Origin of the sequence: Microcoleus vaginatus FACHB-2002 (assembly GCF_040004035.1) — a bacterium.
Lineage (GTDB): Bacteria > Cyanobacteriota > Cyanobacteriia > Cyanobacteriales > Microcoleaceae > Microcoleus > Microcoleus vaginatus_C.
Genome location: NZ_JAMPLN010000023.1, coordinates 66,312 through 82,464, shown reverse-complemented (window position 1 = coordinate 82,464; position 16,153 = coordinate 66,312). Strand labels below are relative to the sequence as shown.

At 45.6% G+C, this 16,153-nt stretch carries 10 protein-coding genes; 1 reads left to right on the top strand and 9 read right to left on the bottom strand.

The genetic code is table 11. The features are described 5' to 3' along the window. Window positions 1-140: 140 nt before the first annotated feature. The 8 genes from NDI35_RS19495 to NDI35_RS19460 all read right to left on the bottom strand — a co-directional run bounded on the left by NDI35_RS19495 (window position 141) and on the right by NDI35_RS19460 (window position 13,768). Window positions 141-5,522, bottom strand: a complete 5,382-nt coding sequence (locus NDI35_RS19495; protein ID WP_445314173.1) for a trifunctional serine/threonine-protein kinase/ATP-binding protein/sensor histidine kinase — start codon at window positions 5,520-5,522, stop codon at window positions 141-143. Between the two features lie 415 nt (window positions 5,523-5,937). Then, window positions 5,938-6,951 (bottom strand): cytochrome d ubiquinol oxidase subunit II, encoded by a 1,014-nt coding sequence (gene cydB, locus NDI35_RS19490; protein WP_445314172.1) that lies wholly within the window; start codon window positions 6,949-6,951, stop codon window positions 5,938-5,940. An 8-nt stretch (window positions 6,952-6,959) separates the two neighbouring features. Continuing rightward, the gene (locus NDI35_RS19485; RefSeq protein WP_445314171.1) at window positions 6,960-8,402 is read right to left on the bottom strand and encodes a cytochrome ubiquinol oxidase subunit I; all 1,443 of its coding nucleotides are present in this window, start codon (window positions 8,400-8,402) and stop codon (window positions 6,960-6,962) included. Window positions 8,403-8,676: 274 nt separating this feature from the next. Continuing rightward, on the bottom strand, window positions 8,677-9,150 hold the full coding sequence (locus tag NDI35_RS19480) for a hypothetical protein (RefSeq protein WP_445314170.1): 474 nt from the start codon (window positions 9,148-9,150) through the stop codon (window positions 8,677-8,679). Further along, window positions 9,125-10,330 carry an urease accessory protein UreH domain-containing protein gene (locus NDI35_RS19475; protein WP_445314169.1) on the bottom strand — a complete coding sequence of 402 codons (1,206 nt, stop codon included), beginning with the start codon at window positions 10,328-10,330 and terminating at the stop codon, window positions 9,125-9,127. The genes NDI35_RS19480 and NDI35_RS19475 overlap by 26 nt, the downstream gene beginning before the upstream one ends. A 185-nt stretch (window positions 10,331-10,515) precedes the next feature. Next, window positions 10,516-11,583, bottom strand: coding sequence for an LOG family protein (locus tag NDI35_RS19470; protein ID WP_445314168.1), 1,068 nt, complete (start codon window positions 11,581-11,583; stop codon window positions 10,516-10,518). 189 nt (window positions 11,584-11,772) lie between these two features. Next, window positions 11,773-12,096, bottom strand: coding sequence for a thioredoxin (gene trxA / locus NDI35_RS19465; RefSeq protein WP_006631199.1), 324 nt, complete (start codon window positions 12,094-12,096; stop codon window positions 11,773-11,775). A 508-nt stretch (window positions 12,097-12,604) separates the two neighbouring features. After that, entirely contained in the window at window positions 12,605-13,768 is a 1,164-nt protein-coding gene (locus NDI35_RS19460; RefSeq protein ID WP_445314167.1) for a GuaB3 family IMP dehydrogenase-related protein, read from the bottom strand. 108 nt (window positions 13,769-13,876) lie between these two features. Here NDI35_RS19460 and NDI35_RS19455 point away from each other — a divergent pair, with 108 nt between their 5' ends. After that, the gene (locus NDI35_RS19455) at window positions 13,877-15,088 is read left to right on the top strand and encodes a lipid-A-disaccharide synthase-related protein (RefSeq protein ID WP_445314166.1); all 1,212 of its coding nucleotides are present in this window, start codon (window positions 13,877-13,879) and stop codon (window positions 15,086-15,088) included. Window positions 15,089-15,292: 204 nt separating this feature from the next. Here the strand turns inward: NDI35_RS19455 and NDI35_RS19450 are convergent, their stop codons facing one another. Then, window positions 15,293-16,018 (bottom strand): polysaccharide deacetylase family protein, encoded by a 726-nt coding sequence (locus NDI35_RS19450; protein WP_445314165.1) that lies wholly within the window; start codon window positions 16,016-16,018, stop codon window positions 15,293-15,295. Between the last annotated feature and the right edge of the window lie 135 nt (window positions 16,019-16,153).

Sequence of the window (16,153 nt, the reverse complement as noted above, 5' to 3'; positions counted from 1 at the left end):
ATTGACTCTTGTAACTAAGTATACACTTTTATTGGTCGAGTCTGAGGAAAATAGAACTGTGAAATCCCCTGGCGACAGACTCTACCGCTTTTATTTTTTTTCACTTTTGAAGAGAAAGATGGCGAGCTATCAAGATAGTTTTATCCTTTCATAGGCAATAAAATTGTCAACTCCGTCCCTTCTCCCAATACAGAATTTACCTCGATTGTACCGCCGTGTTTCTCAACTACAATCTGCCGTGCGATCGCCAAACCCAATCCCGTGCCTTTCCCTACTTCCTTGGTAGTAAATAACTCATCAAAAATCTTCTCTTGCACCGTTTTACTCATGCCCACACCGTTATCTCTGATGCAAATTATCGCTTGTTTTTTGTCCCGAATAATGTCTGTTTTAATGGTAATTTTATTGATAATTTCTGCATAATGTCGTCCTTGATTTGATTCATCCAAAGCATCGATCGCATTACCTAACAAATTCATAAATACTTGATTCAACTGTCCGGCATAACACTCCAATTGTGGCAAATTCCCATATTCCCTAATCACTTTGATTTCTGGACGAGTTTCGTTAGCCTTGAGGCGATGTTTCAGAATCATAATGGTGCTATCGATGCCATCGTGGATATTGCAAGCTACGGGATAGTTAGTATCAGCACGGGAGAATGTCCGTAGACTGGTACTAATATCCAGAATCCGCTTCACGCCTTCCCGCATCGAACCTACTAATTTCGGTAAATCTTCCCGGATGTATTCCAGATCGATGTTCTCGATTTCTTCTTGAATCTCTGGATCGAGTTGCGGATATTTTTGTTCATACAAATCGAGCAATCCAAACAAATCCTTGATATAATCTAAGGCGGGTTGAATATTACCAACCAGGAAACCAACTGGATTATTAATTTCGTGAGCAACCCCAGCCACTAAGTTTCCCAATGCTGACATTTTTTCGCTTTGAACTATTTTTATTTGTGCTTGTTTGAGATCTGTAAATGCTTGTTGAGATTCTTGATACAACCGGGCATTTTCTAAGGAAATAGCAGCTTGAGAAGCCAGCAAATTTAGCACTTCAATGCGATCGCTCGTAAACGCGCCTACCGTCAGGTTATTTTCGAGGTAGAAAACTCCTATCAACTGCCCTTGATTAAGAATTGGAATACACAGAACACTTATCGGCTGGTGCTGTTCAATATAGCGATCGCCCGCAACCTGGGAACTTACCCTAGCATCGACTATTACTAAAGGTTTCAAACTACGCTTGACAGTGTTAACCAAACTAATCGCTACATCCTGACTTGATTCTAGAGGCATTGATGGTAATAGCTTAGGTTCCTGTCCCTCTGCTACAAGAGCCGCTACCTGTAAATACTGTTTTTGTTTGAGCAATAATACACACTTAGTTGCCCCAGCATTCGCGATCGCTATTTTTAAAAGAGTAGTCAGGAGTTTATCTAGTTCAATCTCGCCCGAAATGGCTTGAGAGGCTTTGATCAGAGTAGGCAAATCGAGGAATTCAGAGTTGCTGCTAGAAGAGTTGGTATTATAAGTAATTGTTCCACGGGTGATCGTTTCCTGAAAGGAAGTAAAGGATTGAGGTTGCTGAAGGATAATACCTAGTAGGCGAGGATAACGTTTTTGCAAATCCTCAATTTTGGCTTTAGCTCCCCATCGGGCATAACAATAATACGCTTCAATCATGTAGGCTTGAGCTACTTTTTCTTTGCCCCATTCTAGGTAGAATTTCGCTGCGAGTTCGTTGGCGAGGGCTTCTTCGTTGAGGAATAGATTTTCTTTAGCGAGGGAGATCGCGCGATCGTACATTTCAAGTGCATCTGCCTTGTAACCCAAAACCCGCTGCCGTTCTGCTTCAACCAAATACCACTTATGCAGATGATTCATGGGAGCATTTTGCGCCCACTGGTGCAGAGTCGTTTGATGGGTTTCCACAGAGGCCAGAATATCAGCTTGCTCAATTTCTGCCTGTGTGGGTAAAAGCGCCAGATGCGTCAGGGCTGCATAGAAATGGAAAATGGGAACATGAACCAATCCCGATAATGCCATCACACACTCTTTGGCTGAGCTAATGTAGTTTAGAGCAGCCGGATAATTACCAAAGGAATAGGCAAGCAGTAGTTTGTAGACGTAAACAAGGGCGATCGCACTGAATTCACGATCCTGATAGTGCTTAGGAATCATTACCGTTTCATCATAGGCTTCGCCGATTAAGCAATCCGACAGAGTACGAACTTCCCTCAAGTTATGCAACATCTGCCGCTCCATGTGCAAATAAGTCCGAGCAGAATATTGCTTCACCTGAGCCAAGGTAGCACTGTAGACTGCAAGTTCCGGTTCCCAAGTATCCAGTTCTACCCCACCGTAAAAGTTGAGGTAGCTGTAAGTAGCTATGTTGTAGCCAGCGTTAAGAAAATCGCCAGTTTCCATGCCCGCCAAAAAGCCTTCTTTCAGCGTTGGTAGCCCTGCCCTCATAGCATTTTGATGATGCTGAATAAATGCCCCAAACATATTATGAGTAATGCACTTAAATTCTCGTGCATTTACCCGATCGAGCAATGAGAGTGACAATTTCCCAAAGCTATAGCCCGTTTTTGCCTCTCCCAAAAAGGCACTTAATACAAGCCCGTGAATTGCATAGCCCACTGTTGATGCGGGTGCATTCCCAAATTGGAGCGATAAACTTACCATTGTGGAGCTCAGGAGGGGCACTAAGCCTGGAATTCCCTGGAGAATGGGTGCAAATAACATTGCCAATATTGGCATAGCTGCCTGAGTCTGAGGATCACTCATCACAGGCAGATCGATTAGTTCCTCAATTTTTCTGCCACTTAGTTGGCTTGCAAGGCTCTGTAGCGCTTTACCAATCAAGGCTTCGTCAGCTTCGGTGGGGAGTTCAACCCCCAGTAGCCAGAGTGCATCTCTGGCTACTGCGATCGCTTCTAACGTCTTACTCTGTGCTGTCTGTGCGACGATTTGAATTTCGTAAATTTTGATTTTGTCTAAGATTGTCTGGGCTGCTTGCAACACTTGTGCTGCAATCTCTTCCATGCTGTCAAACTCAGCATTCAAATAGGCTGCTTCAGCAGCAGCAACATAAAGGTTCAGGGTTAATTCATACTGGCTTTGCCAGCAGTTGGCTGTTAGTAGATCAATGCCTGTTTGCAGATAAACTCTAGCTGCTGTGTAGGCGGTAGAATTTCTGGCTTTACAACCGGCTGCCAAGTTCAGTTTAGCTAAGGCTTCTCGTTCGCTAGGTTGGGCGATCAACTCAATTCCTCGATTCAAATGCCCGACAATATCAAACAGTTTTTCCTCTTGCTCTATCTCGGGGCAATTTTGCTGGAATAACTTTCCTATTTTGAGATGCGTTGCTTTTTTCTGCGAATCAGGAATTAGCGAATATGCGGCTTGCTGGACGCGATCGTGTAAAAATCGATAAGTTGGATTAGCTGAAGCCTTGAAAACTTCATCACTATCCGATTCCGTAAAGAACTTATAGATTTTGGTCGTGGGAATCACCAAACCTTCCTGTAATGCTTTCCATAAAGCCGTAGCCGTCATTCCAGCAGATTTTTCACCGACAATTACTAACGTATTCAAATCAAACTGTGATCCTATACAAGCAGCTAAGGTGAGAAGATACTGAGTTCCTTTGGGCAGCTTCTGCAATTGCAACGCCATGAATTCAACGACATCATCAGTGATAGCTAAGGATTTCACTTGGGCAATATCACACTGCCAATGCCGAATATCCCAGTTAAAACTAATTAGCTGCTCGTCATGTAATGTCTTGAGAAACTGAGTTGCAAAGAAAGGATTCCCCTGAGTTTTTTGAGAGACTAATCTTGTCAAAGGTTGGGCAAGTAATGATTCGCAATTCAGCGTATCCGCCACCAACAAATTCATATCTAGTTCGCTTAAGGGTTCCAAAGTAATTGTATTCACTGTTGCCCCAGTTTTAACTATCTGATTCACTCTTAAGATAAATGGATGCACGGGCCAAACTTCATTATCTCGATATGCCCCTAATACTAATAAATATCCTGTGTCCCTCATCAATAATTGTAGCAAATTCAGGGAGGCTGAATCCGCCCATTGCAAGTCATCCAAAAACATCACTAAAGGATGTTCTTTGCTGGTGAAAACTTGCACAAATTTCTGCATGAGCAGATTAAAGCGATTTTGAGCGGCGCTTCCTGACAATTCAGTTGCAGGAAGTTGAACACCAATTATACGTTCTAACTCAGGAATCACGTCAATCAAGACTTGTCCGTTGTCTCCCACTGCTGCTAAAATCTGGGTTTTCCATGTTTGCAGTTGGAGATCCGATTCTGATAGCAATTGACCCATTAAGTCGCGGAAGGCTTGCACAAAGGCACTGAAGGGAATGTTGCGTTGAAATTGATCGTATTTGCCTTTGATAAAATAACCGCGCTGACGGACAATGGGTTTATGAACTTCATTGACAACGGCGGTTTTCCCAATTCCAGAAAAACCAGCTACTAGCATCATTTCCGTTGCTCCCAGGCTGACTCGCTCAAAGGCAGCTAATAGTTGATCAACTTCTTTTTCTCTACCGTAGAGCTTTTCGGGGATAGTAAAGCGATCGCTAATATCTCGCTTTCCGAGTTCAAAATCTTCTATTGTGGCGGTTTTTTGTAACTGAAGTAAACAAATCTCTAAATCGTGCTTGAGTCCTAATGCACTTTGATAGCGTTTTTCGGCATTTTTCGCCATCAGCTTACTGACAATTTTTGCTAAGATTAGGGGTATCTCTGGATTTATTTGATGGATCGGTATCGACTGTGTGGCGAGATGACAATGCACCAGTTTCATCGGATCATCCGAGATAAATGGCAAGTTTCCTGTCAACAATTCATAAAAGGTCACACCCAGGGAATAAAAGTCACTACGATAGTCAATGCCCCGATTCATCCGTCCTGTTTGTTCGGGAGAGAGATAGGCTAATGTTCCTTCTAAAATATTGGGATTCTGTATTTCTTGGGTTTCTCGTGGTAGGAGGGATGCAATACTAAAGTCAATTAGTTGAATTTGTTTGGTGTCTGGATTAATCAGAATATTAGCGGGTTTAATATCTTTGTGAATGACTCGGTTTTGGTAGAGATAGTGGATAATGTCTGTTAGTTGTATGGCGAGTTGGAGAAATTCTGCTAAAGGTAAAACTTGAGAGGGTTGGGTTTCATTTGTTGTTGTTTTGAGATAATTAGGTAGGGAGACTCCGCCAAAGTCCTCCATTACTAGGGCATAGCTATTGTGGTATACTTCCAGCGTCAGGGGTTTGACGATGTGAGGGAAGTCGAGATTTTTGGCAATGGTATATTGGTTGCGAAACTGGATGAGTTCGTTGAAGGTGGGGTATTCGTTTCGCAGGAGTTTGATGACGACTGGGTATTGATCACGGGTACGGATGCCTCGATAGACTAGGGTACGTGTACCTACATAAAGTTTCTCTGTAATCTTATAGCCTGACAAATTTGCGATCGCATCCATAACTCGTTTATACAACAGTTAAATTAAACATTCCATTCCATTGTATTTTATTATGTGACAAAGATGGGGATCGCAAACTCTGCACCCTCGCTAGGTACAGAATTAACTGTAATTTTTTCCCTATGTTTATCAACTATTACTTGACAATCAAGCAATTTGGTGACAAGCCCCCGGACTCATCCGTGCGAGCAATCTCAAATCTCAAATCGCATGAGGTGCGATCGCTAATTCTCAACCAGTTCCTTTCCCTATTCTGCACTATTGGCTATGGTATGTATAGTATGGTTTCGTAAGTTGTCATGGTATCATAAAACAATAATTTGTAATTTTTAACCGCAAATATACGCAGATAAACCAGTATATAAACTTGATACTATCTGCGTATATTTGCCTGCATCTGCGGTTGTATTATGCTTTATTCGCCGTAGTGCCCGCCGACAACCTTACCCCGAAACACAACATAATTGTAGATGTTGTAAAAAATCATAATCGGGAGGAGAACGCCCATAAACACAATCATAAATACCAGGGCGCTGGGCGAAGCTGCGGCTTGGTAAATGGTGATTTGCGAGGGAATAATGTAGGGAAAAACAATTAATCCCAAGCCAATGAAAGTAAGCAAGAAAATCAGAATCGTCCAGACAAACGGCGTTCGTTCTTCTTTATTTGCGAGACTTTTCAGCAGCAGTCCCACCAACAGCATTCCCAACAAAGGAATCGTGGCAAAGACATAAACTAGCGGTTTCTCGAACAACCTGGATCTAGCGCTTTCGTAAAAAATCGGAGTGGCGATCGTAATTAAGATCGCTCCGATTAAAGTTGTCACCGCCGCAATTTTAGCCGTGCGATAGTGATTTGTTTGCAGTTCGCCCTCCGTTTTCATAATTAGATAGGTTGAACCGATCAAAACATAGCCTTGAATCAGCGTCAAAGCAACCAAGATCGATCGCCAATCCAGCCAATCCCAAGTAGAACCGACAAAGTGACCGGCTTCATCAACCGCAATCCCTTCGAGCACCGCACCGAGGGCAAATCCTTGAGCTAAAGCTGCTAAAAAGCTGCCCGCACCAAAGGCATAATTCCAGAGTAATTTGCGCTTAGAATGCTCGCGAAATTCAAAGGCTACAGCCCGAAATATCAAACCAAAAAGCATCATGCAAATTGGTATATACAGCGCTGTCAAAATCGTGCCGTAAGCGAGGGGAAATGCGCCAAATAAAGCGCCTCCCATTAAAACCAGCCATGTTTCGTTCGCGTCCCAAACGTTACCCAAACTCGTCATTAAAATGCCCCTGCGTTCCTCGTCATCAGCAGTCAGAGACAGGATTCCTACTCCTAAGTCAAAACCGTCTAGCATGACGTAGAGCAATAGGAACAAAGCCAAAATTACAAACCAAACTTGCGGGAGAAAATGCTCCAAAGCTTGCATACAATCTCCTATTGTTGTGCTTCTAATGGACGTTGATCGGGAATGTGCTCTCCGGGTTGACTTTCGATTGCAGGTTCATTGTCTAAACCTGGCACAGGAAGACTTAAATTAGGCCCTTGGCGGATAATTCTGCTGCCAAAATACAAGGCACAAACAAACAAAAAGCTGTAAACAACGGCAAAGAAACTGAGAGAAGTTAAAACATTGCTGGCGGGGATGTTTGACACCGCGTCAGCAGTGCGAATTTGCCCGTATAAAGCCCAAGGTTGTCTGCCGACACAGCGCACAATCCAACCCGATTCTACAGCAATATACCCCAGGGGAGCAGCTAATACCCAAGCGCGCATCAGCCAAGGTTGACTGCTAATATTTTCAGCAGAAAGTTTGCCCCGCAGCCACTGAATTATACTGAACAGCATCAGTCCTAAAAAGAAGAATCCAATCCCGGACATGATGCGGAAACAATAGTAGATTAAACCCACCATCCGGGGTCTATCTTCTGGCTTCCACTCCTTTAAACCTAGTACAGGTTCGGAGAGTTTTTGTTTGAATTCCAGAACGTATCCTAAGCCATTGGGTACGCTAATTTCCCAGTCATTTTTTTGGGCTTTTTCATTAGGCAAAGCTAGCAAAGTCCAATCGGCTGACTCTCCCGCTGGTGAAGTTTCCCACTTAGCTTCGATTGCTGCTAATTTAGTGGGTTGGTAGTGATAAACTTGTTCGGCGCTCAAATGTCCGATGTATATCTGCAAAGGTGCAACGGCGATTGCTGTTGCTATGGCAATTTTTAAAGACTTGGAAAAAAAGGCTTGGTTGCGCTTAGTGAGAATGTACCAAGCGCTAATTCCCCCAATGACAAACAGCGAAGTTTCTAATGTCGCAAAAAACATATGGAGAATGCTGTTTAATGCGAACGGGTTCATAATTGCTTGAAAGTAATCGCTGACAATAAACTTGCCATTGACCATTTCTCCACCCGCAGGAGTTTGCAGCCAAGAGTTAGCGACTAAAATCCAGACGGTTGATAGGTTAGCGCCGAAGGCTACCATGATTGTAGCGAAATAATGGACGATCGGGTGAACGCGCTCCCAACCAAACAGCATAATGCCTAAAAAGCCGGCTTCTAGCATAAATGCCATTGAAGCTTCAAAGCCTAAAATGCTGCCAAAAAAGTCACCAACAGCTTCAGAAAATGGTGCCCAATTCGTGCCAAACTGAAATTCCATCGGAATTCCTGAAGCTACTCCAATACCGAAGTTGAGGAGGTAGAGTTTAGACCAAAAACGAGCGTGATGGTAGTAGTCGGGATTGCGAGTTTTCAGCCACATTCCTTCAACAATTACCAGGTAAATCCCCATTCCAGTTGTCAGAACTGGCCACAGCATATGGAATATGGCGGTTAGGGCAAATTGCATCCGCGATAGCGCCACGGTGTTAGATAAGATATCCATCGTTATGTCCTTGAGTCAGTTCAAGAGAGGTTAGCTTGCACGAGTTCTAGAATTGACACTGGTTATAATGTAATGTAAAAATTTGTGACATTTTGTAGAGTTTGCAACTTTTAAGGTTTTATACAGATTTGGGTTGTATTTTCTTGTATTTTAAAATAGGTAGATTATGATTTGCCGTTGGGTGGGGGCGGGTTTATGAGATTGTGTGTTTTAGGCATTTATTGTCGGTGAACCCGCCCCTACAAGATTTATGTTCGGTGATGGAAAGATTATCTTAGCGAACCGTGACTGTATAAGTCAGCTTAAAAGGTTTAAAATTAGCTTTATTTTTGGCTGTTCCGCTCAATTCAAGTTCGTAAATTTCCGCCTTGGGAAACACGATATCAGCTCCCGGAATCCCTTGATATTTCTCTGCAGATATGGCGGTTAAAGGCGGCTGCATCAACGGCTTATCCGCATCTTTACGGTCTTTCGGATAAACCGCTAATTTGCAATTACACTGCTCTAGCGGGATAATTTGACCGCCCCTGCGAGTCAGCGCAAACCACACTTTCGCAGGCTGTCCGGCGCGGGGATTGTGGTTGGGTTCGAGGTGAAAGGTAGCGGCAACATCTCCCGATACTTTGACTTCGTGGGCTAAAACTGAAATTGATTTTAACTGTGGTATGGGAAATATTGCTGCTTCTACTAGCAATCCCAAAAAAACTAACAATCCTAAACTTTTACTTTTGTTTGACAGGGGAAACATAGAAATTTTCTAGTGATAAAACTGACCAAAAAAAGCGCCATCGCACAAACATAACTAGCACGACAACCACCGCTAACACGGCTGTCAGCAGTTGATTGTGCAACTTCCATTCAAAACCGCCGAGATAGTGGGAACCGATGAGTGCCGCGTGTACAGCGCACAGCAAGAAAGCTGGAACGCTTAACAGGTGAAGCATTCGCCACAGCTTGCCTAAAAAATTTTGAATGCGATCGCAACTTGTAACCGCCGCCGGCAACATCAACAGCAGCGACAGCATCCCAGCCGCCATTCCCAACTGATGCTGCGGCAACATAAAAGATAGCGCGTCAAAATTCCATTTCAGCGTATGATCCAGCATATGAAACGTGTGGGCGACTGCTAGGACAAACGCGCCCACACCCAAGACGCGGCGGTAGCGCAACAGTTGCGGCAAAAACTTGCTAACCGGACGCGCCAACAGTGCTAGCATCAAGCACAGCAGCGCTGCGTGGCCGGTAAAATCGACCATTTCATCGGTTCGCAGCAAGGTAAGAATCCCGATCGCCACCGTCACCCACCCACCCGCACGAAAAAGTTGACTGCGCTTGTCCGCGCTCAATCTGCCAGCAAAAAAACTCACTCCCAGCATAGTTGGCAGCGTGCCGAGTCCAAAAGCCAGCATCGTCGCCGCACCCAAAACCGAATTTCCGGTTTCCGCCGCCTTAATCTGCGCTGCGTAGAGGAAGCCGCAGGGAATCAAACCCCAAAGCAAACCCAAAGCAATCGGCACCCACCAGTTTTTTTGTGCCGAAAGCTTGCTCATTGCTTGTCCGACTCGATCGTGCGACAGCGGGTGCAATCGGGGCAATCCCGGCAGCAAGTTCGGTTTAATTTGCCCTACTCCGAACCAAATCAGCATCGTGCCCGTCAGAAGTGCGATCGCGCGCCGCAATTCGCTACCTGTACCTGCCAAAAGTCCGCCAGCAATTAACACCGAACCCAGTCCGCCAATTGCAGCACCAACCAAAGCGTAAGCAGTAATTCTCCCCAAATTTAGCAGCAAATGAAAGCGGAAAGCAGCTAATTTATCGTTGCGGGAATTAGAAAGAGAAAACGCCATTGTCAGCGGGCCGCACATCCCAGCGCAGTGACCGAAACTGCCGAGAAATCCCAAAATTGCAATTAGCAGCAGGTCTAGCATTTTGCTGTTTTTTCCCAAACAACGCCATCAAGGTATTGACAAGATTTTCTTTGGCTCTTGGACGCTTTTTTCTTTACTTTATACAAAAACTTATCTCAGCAGATCGCTTTTGTCAAAATACAAGTTGTCCAACTTCTATCTAATCTCACCCATATTTAAAAAGACTAATGACTGATAACTAATCACTACTTTTGTTCTGGATGGGCCGCCTTCGGCGAAGCTGCACCCATTTGATTGATAGCAGCAATTAGCTGATAAAGCCGCCCAAAATCCCGCTGGTTGAAATGCAAAGTCAGGCGCGGCAGATCGAAAGTTTCATCTCCTATTTCCGGTTCCAAAGCTTGACTTTTTTCAATTTTTCCGGTGACAACAATATCGCTAAAATCAGTATTTAGCCGATCGACATTCTCCTCAGAAAGCTCTGTTTTCAAGCGAATTACCAGTTTTTCGCGCACGTAGCGGCAGGAGTGATAAACCAGATAAAAACTGCCGATCGCCTCGCAAGCGACATTTATATCGTCAGTAATCGTATACAGGCTGCGATCGTCGGGTGAAATCAAACCCCGGCCCCGCAATTGTTTTTGCACAAAATAATTCCAATCAAGCCAATAATCTCCTCCCGGTCGATCGATCAATACCAAAGGAGCCGGCCCGAACTTGCCAGTTTGAGTCAAAGTCAGACACTCAAAAGCCTCGTCCAGAGTGCCGAAACCGCCCGGAAACAGAGCTAAAGCATCGCTCTCCCGGAGAAAAAATAACTTGCGAGTGAAAAAATATTTAAAATTGAGCAATTTGGGATCGCCGGCAATGAAAGGATTAGAACTCTGCTCGAAAGGTAACTGAATGTTCAGCCCAAAAGAACGTTCAGCAGTCGCCCCCTCGTTCCCCGCCTGCATAATTCCCCCACCGCCGCCAGTAATCACCATAAACCCCTGCTGGGCCATCGCCCGCGCAAAGTCTCTGGCCATCAAATATTCCGCCGATTGCGGTGACACCCTCGCCGAACCAAAAATCACAATTTTGCGAACGTGGCGGTAAGGATAAAACATCTCAAAAGCGCTCTCCATATCTCGGAGCGACGCCGCAATAATCTTCAAGTCTAGGCGATCGAGATCCTCTCTGGCCATTTGCACTATTGTAGAGAGCGATCGTTCGATCCACTCAGAGTGCTTCAACATTGGCAAGCGATCGAGCAAATCCATCACTTCAGCTTGGAGGGACTCAAACCCTTGACCAGACCCAGAACGAATCATGAATTTTTCCGAAACGATAACAAATTGTCGCTAATAAAAATTAAGGGGCAAGCCAAAGTTAGAAGCCAATAGCCACCAGCAAATTGCCCTGCTGGCCACTAATAACTTTTCCCGTAGCTTTGCCCCGGTTCTGAAGCGAGTTAGCTGTCGCGGCCCAAAAAGAACAGCGCGAAACCGCTCGCAGTTGGGTTAAATGTACTTTTCCAGAGTGTTTGCCAGAGTAGTTTTCGGAACTGCCCCAACCACCATATCCACACGTTGACCGCCCTTAAATATCATCAGCGTCGGAATGCTGCGGATACCGTATTGGCTGGCCACGTTAGGATTCTCGTCGGTATTAACTTTTACTACCTTGACCTGCCCTTCATATTGCTGGGCAATTTCGTCTACGACGGGCGCCACCATCCGACAGGGCCCGCACCAGGGAGCCCAAAAATCCACTAGAACTGGAACTTCGCTATCGAGCACTTCCTGCTTAAAGGTAGAGTCGGTTACTTGCGCGGCTGCTGACATCCCTAGCCATCCTTGTAAATACTATTTCTCGGATAACAAGTCTAGCAAAAAGTGTAACCACTTGCGTCAACGATTTTAACAGAAGGCTTCTGAAGGAAGAAGGAAGACGCTAGAAGGAAGAGGGAAGACGGTAGAAGGAAGAAGGCACAAGGTTTCTGAAGGAACAAGGCACTGATGTTTCCCAAGGCACTGATGTTTCCCAAGGCAGAATGCACTTATGTAGAAAAAAAATTCTCCCACCCCCAGACTCTCCCACTCCCAGACTCTCCCACTCTCCGGAGCTAAAAGCCTCAGTTCTGTATCTAGTCAGCAAGAGCCAAGATTTCCGGCAAAAAAGGAACCGCCCGAACAGTAGTCCGGGCGGAGTGTGGTGTGAGGAGTGAACGGAAACATGCGTCTCCGCTTCTTCTATTGTGACATCTCCTTCTCGATAATTCCACAATATTCTGTAAATTTCGAGACTGTGGAACAAATTTTGTCAAGGTATGCTGGTATTCGATCGGTAAATCTACTTACCCATGCCCAACTGCTGAGCTTTTTGATAGACTTTACCCTCAGTCAGCAGAGAAGGAGCAATTACCACCTCCACTTGCTGCATCTCCTTAAGATCCTTAGCGCCCAAGGTGCCCATGCTAGTTTTCAGAGCTCCGAGCAAGTTGTGCGTACCGTCATCTAGGAGGGCCGGCCCGCGCAAAATTTGCTCCACAGTACCCGTAGTCCCCACGCGAATGCGAGTCCCGCGCGGCAAAACCGGGCTGGGAGTCGCCATCCCCCAGTGAAAGCCGCGGCCGGGAGCTTCGGCGGCCCTGGCAAAGGGCGAACCAATCATCACTGCATCGGCACCGCAGGCAATGCACTTGCAGATATCGCCGCCGGTAATTAAACCGCCGTCAGCAATCACCGACACGTATTTGCCAGTTTCGCGATAGTAGTCGTCCCGCGCGGCGGCGCAGTCTGCTACCGCTGTGGCTTGGGGAACGCCGACACCCAATACGCCTCTAGATGTGCAAGCAGCCCCCGGCCCAATGCCCACGAGAATGCCCGCAGCGCCAGTTTTCATTAAATTCAGGGCGACTTCGTAGGTCACGCAGTTGCCCAAAATTACTGGTATCGGCATCTCTTGACAGAATTGTGTCAAATCTAAAGATGAGATTGATTCAGGGGAAAGGAAAGCTGTCGAGACTACTGTTGCTTGCACAAAAAATATATCGGCTCCCGATTCAGCAACCGCCCGGCCGTATTTGCTCGCAGCGGCCGGTGTACCGCTGACGGCGGCAATCCCTCCTCCTGCTTTAATTTCTTTAATTCTCAGGTCGATTAATTCTGGCTTGATGGGTTCGGCATAGAGTTGCTGCATCAGGGAAACAAATTCGTGGTTCCCGACACTGGCGATGCGCTCTAATATTGGCTGGGGGTCGGCATAGCGGGTTTGAATTCCTTCTAGGTTGAGCACGCCCAGTGCTCCCAATTCCGACAGCAAAATGGCCATGCGGACATCGACTACTCCATCCATTGCGCTAGCGATGATCGGGATTTCTCGATCGATCCCGCCAATCTGCCACTTGGTATCTGCCAAACTGGGGTCGAGGGTGCGCTGTCCTGGTACGAGCGCGATTTCATCTATGCCGTAAGCTCGGCGAGCACTTTTGCCCCGCCCAATTTCAATATTCACGCTGTTTCACTTCCACAAGGTATTTAAATTAGAGTAACAAAATCGTAGCCGGTCGGCAGGTAGCGATCGCGCAAATGAGTTTAAAAAGCCAGATATAGATTGGATTTTATGAAATCGAAGGGGATACTTTTCCTCAGCAACGGCCACGGGGAAGACGCGATTAACTGTCAAATTCTCAAAGCTTTGAGAGCATCTGGCGCGGATGTTGATGTTTCGGCGATGCCGGTTGTCGGTGACGGGGCTGCTTACCGCCGATCGACCGTGCCAATTATTGGGCCCACCAGTCAAATGCCGTCTGGGGGAGTTTTTTACATGAATCCCCTGTTTTTCCTCAAAGATATTGGGGCGGGGCTAATTGCTTTGACTTGGCAGCAATTGCAGGCTGTTTGGAGGCATTCGCGCCACTGCGATTTGGTGGTGGCGACTGGGGATATTGTCGCGGCGGCGATCGCCCATGCCAGCAACCGCCCCTATATAATTTTTCTATCAGCCCATTCTAGTTATTACGAAGGGCGAGTCGATTTGGGTTTAATCTTGTGGCAGTTGCTTTGCTCCGAGAAATGTCAGGCGGTTTTTACTAGAGATGCTTTGACTGGTGCTGACTTAAACCGACAGGGTTTAAAGAAAGCTCAGTTTGTCGGCAATCCAGTCATGGACAACCTCAATTCTACGGGCAAAGATTTGCAGTTAATACCCGGAGTTCGGACGATCGCCCTTCTCCCCGGTTCTCGCCTCCCGGAAGCCACTAACAACCTCGTTTTGCTGCTGGAACTGGTTAAAAAAATTGCTAGCAACTCTACTTTACCGGTGCAGTTTCGGGCAGCTTTAGTTCCGGCTTTAATGCTTCAATTAGATGATATTGCGGCGCGTTCTGGATGGCAACACCGATCGGGAAAGCTCATTTTTCCAGCAATCAAACCGTCTCTTCGCGAACAAAAATTAGAACTTGAAGTAATTTGCTCAACCGATGCTTTCGCCGATATTTTGCAGCAGTCTAGTTTAGTAATTGGGATGACTGGAACTGCTGTCGAACAAGCTGTGGGCTTGGGAAAACCTGTAATTGCAGTACCGGGAAACGGCCCTGCCTTTACCTATCGGTTTGCGGAGGCTCAAAATCGGCTTTTAGGTGATTCGGTGCAGGTTATTGGCACAAAACCAGCGAATTCAGATATTCTCAAGGAAGCTGCTTTGGCAGTCGATCGCACTTTGCAAGATGATAAATATTTAGCCAGTTGCATTCAAAATGGTTTAGAGAGAATGGGGCAAGCTGGTGGCAGCATAAAAATTGCTAATTATGTGGCAAACTATCTAGGTTATTGATTGTAGTAGGGTGCGTCAGGTTGGAAATTTTAAATCTGCACGAAAAGTCTAATTCTGACGCACCATTTATATTATGTCCGCTCGATTACCCCTAATACGGTAGGGGCGGGTTCACGAAAAATATTTGCCAATAATTGACAATCTCAAAAACCCGCCCTTTTAATCGTTCGTCGCGAAAATAATTGTGGCTGACGCACCCTACTGCTATTTCAACAACTCAGAAACAGTTTTAAATTCGTAACCTTTCGACTGCAAATCCTTGACAATCATCTCAGTTGCTGCTACGGTTTTCGAGCGATCGCCCCCGCCGTCGTGCATCACCACAATCGAACCCGATCGCACATTGTCAATCACCCGATTGGCGATATCTTCCGCCGTCAGTGTTTTTTCATAATCGTGGGAATCCACATCCCACATAATCAGTTTTTTCTGCATTTGGGATAGCAAATAAGACAAAACTACAAATCGCCTACCCCAAGGTGGTCGAAAACTAATACTGTCTTGCTTAACCCCAACTTCCTGCAAAAGTTTGTCTGTTTTTTCAATCTCAGACAGCAAAACTTCCTGGGGTTTAAACATCATATCTTTGTGAGAGTAGGAATGGTTTGCCAACTCATCTCCCCTCGCCACAATCATTTTCACGATTTCTGGATGTTTCTCAATATTGCGGCCGATTTCAAAAAAAGTTGCTTTAACTTGATAGCGGTCTAAGATATCTAAAAGCTGATTTGTATAGGGAGGATAGGGCCCGTCGTCGTAGGTCAGGGCAACAACTTTTACTTCGGTATCGGCGCGGTTGATGCCGAAATAATTGTGAAATTTAGTAACTTTGATCAACAGCGATACTGCGAAAAATAACGCTATGGTGAAAAGCAGAAACTTTTGTAAATTTTTACCGATTCGCATAGCTGCACGCACTCGATCGAGCATGAAAGTGGATTGTTGTCAGATTACCACAATTGGGGAGCTGAATCCTTAATCTATTTTCTCATTAATTAGACCTCGGGCAAAAATAATTAGGACGGGCAAGATGCCCATCCCACAAGAGCTATTTTTTCTCGTGGG